This window comes from Thermohalobaculum sp. (genome assembly GCF_058622915.1).
The window spans coordinates 1-7,021 of sequence record NZ_JBZSYN010000189.1 but is presented as its reverse complement, the minus strand read 5'-3'; the positions used below and the strand labels follow the sequence as shown (position 1 = coordinate 7,021).

Sequence of the window (7,021 nt, the reverse complement as noted above, 5' to 3'; positions counted from 1 at the left end):
GCCTCGCCGCCGAAAGCATGTATGACCATCCCTTCCAATGGGGGTCCGAACGCACCGGGCCGGATCTCGCCCGTGTCGGCGGCAAATATTCCGACGAATGGCAGCGCGCGCATCTGGCCGATCCGCGTTCGGTCGTGCCGGAATCGGTGATGCCACCTTATGCCTTCCTGGAAAAGACACCGCTCGATTATCGCGACATCGCCGAGCAGTTGAAGGCGAACCGCGACGTCGGCGTGCCCTACACCGACGAGATGATCGCCAATGCCAAGAACGACATCTACGCGCAGGTCAACCCCGACGATCCGGGCGTGAAGGCCCTGCTCGCCCGCTATCCGAAGGCGCAAGTGCGCAACTTCGACGGCAAGCCGGACATCACCGAGCTCGACGCCCTGATCGCCTATCTGCAGATGCTCGGCACGCTGGTCGACTTCTCGACCTACGAGGCCAAGTCGGACGCCAACCTACGCTGAGGGGCCGAGACATGGATACCTACAGCCTGCTGCATCTCCTCGCGGACACCTGGGGTGTCGTGGCGATGCTGCTGGTTCTGGTGGCGGTCTGGCTGTGGGCCTGGCGCCCCGGATCGCGGCCCCTGCATGACGACGCGGCCCAGGTGCCGTTCCGCAACGAGCGCCTGAACGACGAAACCCCGGGAGAGTGAGGCATGGCCGACGACCCGACCAAGCACCGCGACGAGATCAGCGGCACCGAGACGACCGGCCACGAGTGGGACGGCATCCACGAGCTGAACACGCCGCTGCCGCGCTGGTGGCTGTGGACCTTCTACATCACGATCGTCTGGGCGATCGGGTACACCATCGCCTATCCGGCCTGGCCGCTGATCCACACGGCGACCCGCGGCGTCCTCGGCTATTCGAGCCGCGCGCAGCTCCAGGCTGAGCTGGCCCAGAGGGCCAAGGCCTGGCAGCCATATGTCAACAAGGTCGCCTCGCTGGATTTGAAGCAGATCGCCGCCAACGAGGAGCTGTCCCGCTTTGCCCAAGCCGGCGGCGCGGCGATCTTCCGTACCACCTGCTCGCAGTGCCACGGCTCGGGCGCGCAGGGGGCGCCGGGCTATCCGAACCTGCTCGACGACGCCTGGCTGTGGGGCGGCACGCTCGATGCAATCCGCACCACGATCACGCACGGCATCCGGTATTCGGCGGACCCGGACACGCGGTTCTCGCAGATGCCCGCCTTCGGCCGCCAGGGAATCCTCAACGAGGGCCAGATCGCGGCGGTCGCCGACTATGTGCTCTCGCTCTCCGGGCGCGCGCAGGCGACCGAGGAGGGCAAGAAGATCTTCGCCGACAACTGCGCCGCCTGCCACGGGCCCGACGGCAAGGGCAACAAGGATCTCGGCGCGCCGAACCTGACTGACGCCATCTGGCTCTACGGCGGCGACCGCGCGACCATCATGGGGCAAATCCACAATGGTCGGAACAGCGTCATGCCTGCCTGGACGGGAAAGCTGACGGATGTGCAGATCAAGGAGGTGACGCTTTACGTCCATGGGCTCGGCGGCGGCCAATGAGCCGGCCGGCGCCGGGACCGCGGCTGAGAACCTGAAGCGCAGATCGGGCGAGCCGAACCCGGCGAAGCCGTCCTGTCCCTGGAAGTCCGGGCTGCGCAAGACATGGGGACAGGTCGGCTCGACCCCTTGGTACTGCAGCGCAAGTCCCGGCCATCGGTGAGCCAGCCCAATTGCGCCGCGCGAATCTGGCCCTGCCTGGAAGCTCGCTCTGCGGCGTGACGAAGTCGATTCGAACGCCATTCGTGTAATCCTTGTCGTCACCGGCGAAGGTATCGTTCTTGAATGTGAAGCTGTAGGTTCCGCCTTGCGAGACGGGATACCTGCCGTTGACAATCGCACGCTGCCCGCAGTGTCTCGCCGCGGCGAGGGAGATGCGCATGCCGCCCGAAATCTGGCTGGCCTTCGTGTTGGCCAGTGCCGTGCTCCTGGTCATCCCCGGACCGACGGTCATGCTGGTGGTGTCGGCGGCGCTGGGGCGCGGCCGCGCGAGCGGCTGGGCCACGGTGCCCGGCGTCGCGCTGGGAGACTGCACCGCGATGACCCTCTCGCTGGCAGGCGCCGGTACCGTTCTGGCCGCCTCGGCAATGCTTTTCACGGCGCTGAAGCTGGCGGGCTCCGCCTACCTGGTCTGGCTGGGGCTGCGCCTTTGGCGCGCACGCGCGAATGTGCCGGAGCCGATCGCGGCCGCCGCGCCGCGCGACGCCTGGCGGATGTTCCGCGCGGCCTATCTGGTGACGGCGCTCAACCCCAAGAGCATCGTCTTCTTCGTCGCCTTCGTGCCGCAGTTCATCGATTCTCGGGCGCCACTGCTGCCGCAATGCGCCGTGTTGGTGGCCACCTTCGTCACGCTTGCCGCCGTCAACAGCGCGCTCTGGGCGCTCATGGCGGGGGAAATGCGCCGAAGGGTCTGGCGGCCGGGCGCGCTGCGGCGGGCGCAGCGTCTCGCCGGGGGCATGCTCATAGGTGCGGGAGTGCTGACGGCGGTGGCACAGCGTGCCGCCTGACCGCGCCTGGCCTCAGCGCCCGCTTCCGTGCGTTTGCGCGAACTCGGTGCTGGCCGACGCCACCGCGACGTCGCCGTCCTCTTGCGGAAGGACGGTGCGGCCCATGCTGATGACCTTCTCGGCCAGCCCCTTGAGATCGCAGCCAAAGCTTTGACGCGCGATGATTCGGCCTCTGCCATCCCGCGCGCAGCTGTCTGAATCATTGACAGCGAGCTCGCGCTCACGCGCAACCGGCGCCAGCTTCGGCGCCGCGCTGGGCTCGGCGACGGCGCGGCTGGCCAGGGCCAGGTAAGCATCCTCGGTGCGGGCGCGGAGGTCGGCGTAGACGGCCGCATCGAGATACCCGGTCGAGGGGAAGCCCCAGGCCTCCTCGAAATCGGCGATCGCCTTACGCGTGCGCGGGCCGAACAGGCCGTCGAATCCGCGCGGATTGAAGCCGGCCAGGGCCAGGCGGCGCTGGACCTCGGCGCGCTGACGCCGCGCCAGCGCCAGCGCATTCTCGCTCGCCTTGTCGGCGGCGACCCAGAGCGGGGCCGGAGTGTCGGGAACCGTCACCGGCGCAGGCGGCACCGTGCTGGCGATCACAATGCCGGCGTCCGGTGTCGGGCTGGGCGCCGCGAGCGAGGTCGAGGCCGCGGCCAGCATTGGCGCCGCATTCGCTCCCCGGTCGGCTGCCGCAATATTGGCGGGGCCCTTTTCGGCCGGCGCGCCTGTCATCAGCGCCATGGGAACGGCGACGAGCGGCTCGACCGGTCGGGGAGTCAGGGCAGGCTCGCCCAGAGCTGCGCCAGGTGCGCGGCCGCCGTGCGGCTGGGGCCGGACCGCAACACTGTCGGGGACCGGAGACACCACCGAACTGCTCGCCAGCGCGGCCTGAATTTCGCCCGGCGATTCATAAGCGGGTGCCGGCAAGCTGGAGGTCTCGAACAGACGCCAGTAGGGATCGTGAGCGGCCAACGTCCAGACCAGAACTCCAGTCACGCACAACGTAATGGCGGAGATCGGAACCAGCCCGCCCCCGCTCCTTGCAATCGCAGGTTTAATAATCACATCGCCACGCATGACTTCGGTTGAGTACTTCCGCATAACACGCCGTCCTCACACTTTGCGCAGAGTAACAGAGTTCGGAACTTTGCTCAATCGGGACTTGCTACGCCGATCCGCAGCACTCGACCACATTATCATTCCGACGGCGAAAGAGGCCGCCGCAACCGCACTACCCAAGTTGATCGGGATCAATGCCACCCAAGCGGGCCAAGACCAAGTTGCAGCCGAACCGAATCCCCGTCAAGGAGCTTCGAACATGTCGGAGGCGAAAGCGGCGAATCCTGGCCTCTACGCCGCGCGCGAACCGGTGCTGCCGAAGGCGGTCGGGGGATTCTACCGGCGCCTGAAATGGTGGATCATGGGCATCACGCTCGCGATCTACTACGTCACGCCGTGGATTCGCTGGAATCGCGGCCCCCACCTGCCCGACCAGGCGGTGCTGGTCGACCTGCCGAACCGGCGATTCTTCTTCTTCTGGATCGAGATCTGGCCGCAGCAGTTCTACTACGTCGCCGGCCTGCTGATCATGGCGGGGCTGGGGCTGTTCCTCTTCACCTCGACGCTTGGCCGGGTGTGGTGCGGGTATGCCTGCCCGCAGACGGTCTGGGTCGACCTCTATCAGCACGTCGAACGCTGGATCGATGGCGACCGCAATGCCCAGTTCCGCCTGATGAAGCAGCGCTGGAACATCGACAAGGTCACGCGCCGGCTTGCGAAGTGGGCGATCTGGCTGCTGATCGCGGTGAGCACCGGCGGGGCCTGGGTCTTCTATTTCGCCGACGCGCCGACGCTCGCGCAGGACCTTTCGACCGGCCATGCGGCCTTCGCCGCCTATGCCACGATTGGCGTGCTCACGGCGACCACGTTCCTTCTGGGCGGATTCATGCGCGAGGAGGTGTGCATCTATATGTGCCCTTGGCCGCGCATTCAGGGAGCGATGCTGGACGAGAACTCGCTGATCGTGACCTACAAGGACTGGCGCGGCGAGCCGCGCGGACGCCACCGCAAGCGCGCGGGGGCCGAGGCGCTGGGCGACTGCATCGACTGCAACGCCTGCGTCGCCGTCTGTCCCACCGGTGTCGACATCCGCGAGGGCCAGCAGATCGGTTGCATCACCTGCGCGCTGTGCATCGATGCCTGCGACGAGATGATGCTGAAAGTCGGCAAGCCGCGGGGACTGATCGACTACTGCACGCTGACCGACGCCGAGCGCGAGCGCGCGGGGCAGGCCCCGGCCCCGATCTGGAAGCGCATTCTGCGGCCGCGCACGATCCTCTACTTCACGCTTTGGAGCATGGTCGGCCTGGCGATGCTGGTGTCGCTCTTCATGCGCAGTTCGGTCGACCTGACCGTGGCGCCCGACCGCAACCCGCTTTACGTGACGCTGTCGGACGGGACCATCCGCAATGGCTACACCGTGAAAGTCGAGAACATGAATCCCGAGCCGCATCGTTTCCGACTCTCCACCACGTCCTCGATGTCCCTCAAGCTCGACCTGCAGGGAACGGAGGCGAAGGACTTCGAGGTCAACGCCGACTCGGCGCGCCAGCTTCGGCTGTTCCTCACCTCTGAGCCCGGGGGGAAGGTGGCCATGCCGGCGAACGTGACAATCTGGATCGAAGACCTGAAGACACACGAGCGAAGCTCCTACGCGACGCACTTCCAGGGACCGGGGACATGAACGAAAAGCCTTTGAGCGGACGCAAGGTGCTGGCGATCCTCGTTGGCAGCTTCGGCGTGATCTTCGCGGCGAACCTGGCTCTGGTGGTCGCCGCGACCGGGACGTTCCCGGGCCTTGTCGTGGCCAACTCATATGTTGCGAGTCAGCAGTGGAACGCCAGGACCGACGCCCAGAAGGCGCTCGGCTGGAGCGCCAGCGTGGCGCATGAGCACGGCGAGTTGAGGGTGGCTTTGACCGGGCGCCGCGGCCAGCCGGTCAGGAACCTCAACGTCACCGCGGTGGTGGGACGGCCGGCAAGCGCGCAAGACGACGTGACGCTGACACTGCAGTCTGAAGACAACGCATATACGGCCCCGATCGTGCTGCAGTCGGGTTTGTGGCGGGTCGTCGTCGATGCGACCGACGGGGACAATGAGCACTTCGAGGCCGAAGCCGAGCTTCGCATCGCGGGGCGCCTGTGATGCACGATGTGCCGGCAATCGCGGGGGACTGCTGCTCGAGCGGCCCCGCGGTAGCGTTGGCCGAACCGGCGAAGGGAGTCGAACGGTGGGGCAGGCCCACCCAGGACGGGCTGTCCGCGGTCGACCTGATGGCGCCGGGAATCCATTGCGCGGGTTGCCTCGGCGCCATCGAGCGCGGGCTGTCCGCGCTGCCGGGTATTGCCTCGACCCGCGTCAACCTGACCATGCGCCGGGTGCGCGTGGTGTTCGACCCCGCCGTGATCTCGGTGGCCGGGGTGATCGAGGCGCTCGCCGCGCTCGGCTACCAAGGCCGCCCCTACGACCTCGAGGCCATGGCAGCGATCGATCGCGACCAGACGGGACGCGACCTGCTGGCGCGGCTGGGTGTCGCGGGCTTCGCCGGGATGAACGTCATGCTGCTCTCGGTCGCGGTCTGGTCCGGCGCCGAAGGAGCGACCCGCGACCTCCTGCACTGGATCTCGGCGTTGATTGCCCTGCCCGCGATCGCGTTCGCCGCCATGCCCTTCTTCCGCTCGGCGGCGAGCGCACTGAGGGCGGGGCGGCTCAACATGGATGCTCCCATCTCGCTGGCGGTGGTGCTTGCGTCGGGGCTCTCGCTCTACGAGACCTCGCATTCGGGCCATCATGCCTATTTCGATGCCGGAATCGGGCTGGTCTTCTTCCTGTTGATCGGGCGCTATCTCGACCATCGCACCCGTGCGGCGGCGCGCTCGGCGGCGGCCGAGTTGACGGCTCTGTCGGCCAGGGCAGCGACGCTGATCCTGCGAGACGGGCGGCGCGACACGGTGCCGATCGACGAGCTGGAGCCCGGCGCCCTGGTCGAAGTGGCGCCGGGCGAGCGGGTTCCCGCGGACGGACGCATCGAGTCCGGGACGAGCGATCTCGACCGCTCCATGGTCACGGGCGAGGAGACGCCCGAGCCGGTCGGCCCGGGCGCAGAGGTCCATGCCGGGATGCTGAACCTCTCCGGCCCCCTGACCGTCCGCGTGACAGCGACCGGAGAAGAAACCCTGCTCGCCGAGATCGCCCGAATGATCGAGAGTGCCGAGCGCGGACGCACCGCCTACGACCGCTGGGCCGACCGGGCGGCGAGGATCTACGCGCCGGGCGTGCACGTCATGGCGGCGGCGGCATTCCTCGGCTGGCTGTGGCAGACCGGGGGCGACTGGCACCGGTCCCTCACCATCGCGGTGACTTTGCTCATCATCACCTGCCCCTGTGCGCTGGGCCTCGCGGTTCCGGCCGTGCACGCCGTGGCCAGCGGACGGCTGTT

At 67.6% G+C, this 7,021-nt stretch carries 9 protein-coding genes; 7 read left to right on the top strand and 2 right to left on the bottom strand.

Annotation, left to right across the window (positions count from 1 at the left end; genetic code table 11):
- From ccoO to ccoP, 3 genes are all read left to right on the top strand, one after another.
- Nucleotides 1–470 (top strand): cytochrome-c oxidase, cbb3-type subunit II (gene ccoO, locus AC32QD_RS14840; RefSeq protein WP_492011284.1); only part of this gene is annotated, 470 nt, incomplete at its 5' end.
- Nucleotides 471–481: 11 nt separating this feature from the next.
- Nucleotides 482–661, top strand: coding sequence for a cbb3-type cytochrome c oxidase subunit 3 (locus tag AC32QD_RS14835; protein ID WP_492011283.1), 180 nt, complete (start codon nt 482–484; stop codon nt 659–661).
- 3 nt (nt 662–664) lie between these two features.
- Nucleotides 665–1,534, top strand: coding sequence for a cytochrome-c oxidase, cbb3-type subunit III (ccoP, locus tag AC32QD_RS14830; RefSeq protein ID WP_492011282.1), 870 nt, complete (start codon nt 665–667; stop codon nt 1,532–1,534).
- Here ccoP and AC32QD_RS14825 read toward each other — a convergent pair.
- Entirely contained in the window at nt 1,488–1,913 is a 426-nt protein-coding gene (locus tag AC32QD_RS14825; protein WP_492011281.1) for a lipid A-modifier LpxR family protein, read from the bottom strand. The genes ccoP and AC32QD_RS14825 overlap by 47 nt on opposite strands.
- On the opposite strand from AC32QD_RS14825, the gene AC32QD_RS14820 reads away from it, so the two are divergent.
- Nucleotides 1,912–2,538 carry a LysE family translocator gene (locus AC32QD_RS14820; protein WP_492011280.1) on the top strand — a complete coding sequence of 209 codons (627 nt, stop codon included), beginning with the start codon at nt 1,912–1,914 and terminating at the stop codon, nt 2,536–2,538. The two genes, AC32QD_RS14825 and AC32QD_RS14820, sit on opposite strands and share 2 nt — an antisense overlap.
- A 12-nt stretch (nt 2,539–2,550) precedes the next feature.
- Here AC32QD_RS14820 and AC32QD_RS14815 read toward each other — a convergent pair whose 3' ends face one another.
- A complete protein-coding gene (locus AC32QD_RS14815; protein ID WP_492011279.1) occupies nt 2,551–3,624 on the bottom strand; it encodes a peptidoglycan-binding domain-containing protein in 1,074 nt (357 codons plus the stop codon).
- Nucleotides 3,625–3,841: 217 nt separating this feature from the next.
- On the opposite strand from AC32QD_RS14815, the gene ccoG reads away from it, so the two are divergent.
- The 3 genes from ccoG to AC32QD_RS14800 form a co-directional block, all read left to right on the top strand.
- Complete coding sequence (gene ccoG, locus AC32QD_RS14810; RefSeq protein WP_492011278.1) at nt 3,842–5,266, top strand: cytochrome c oxidase accessory protein CcoG; 1,425 nt, start codon at nt 3,842–3,844, stop codon at nt 5,264–5,266.
- Nucleotides 5,263–5,727 (top strand): FixH family protein, encoded by a 465-nt coding sequence (locus AC32QD_RS14805; RefSeq protein ID WP_492011277.1) that lies wholly within the window; start codon nt 5,263–5,265, stop codon nt 5,725–5,727. The genes ccoG and AC32QD_RS14805 overlap by 4 nt, the downstream gene beginning before the upstream one ends.
- On the top strand, nt 5,727–7,021 hold a 1,295-nt coding region (locus AC32QD_RS14800; RefSeq protein WP_492011276.1), incomplete at its 3' end, for a heavy metal translocating P-type ATPase. The genes AC32QD_RS14805 and AC32QD_RS14800, both read left to right, overlap by 1 nt.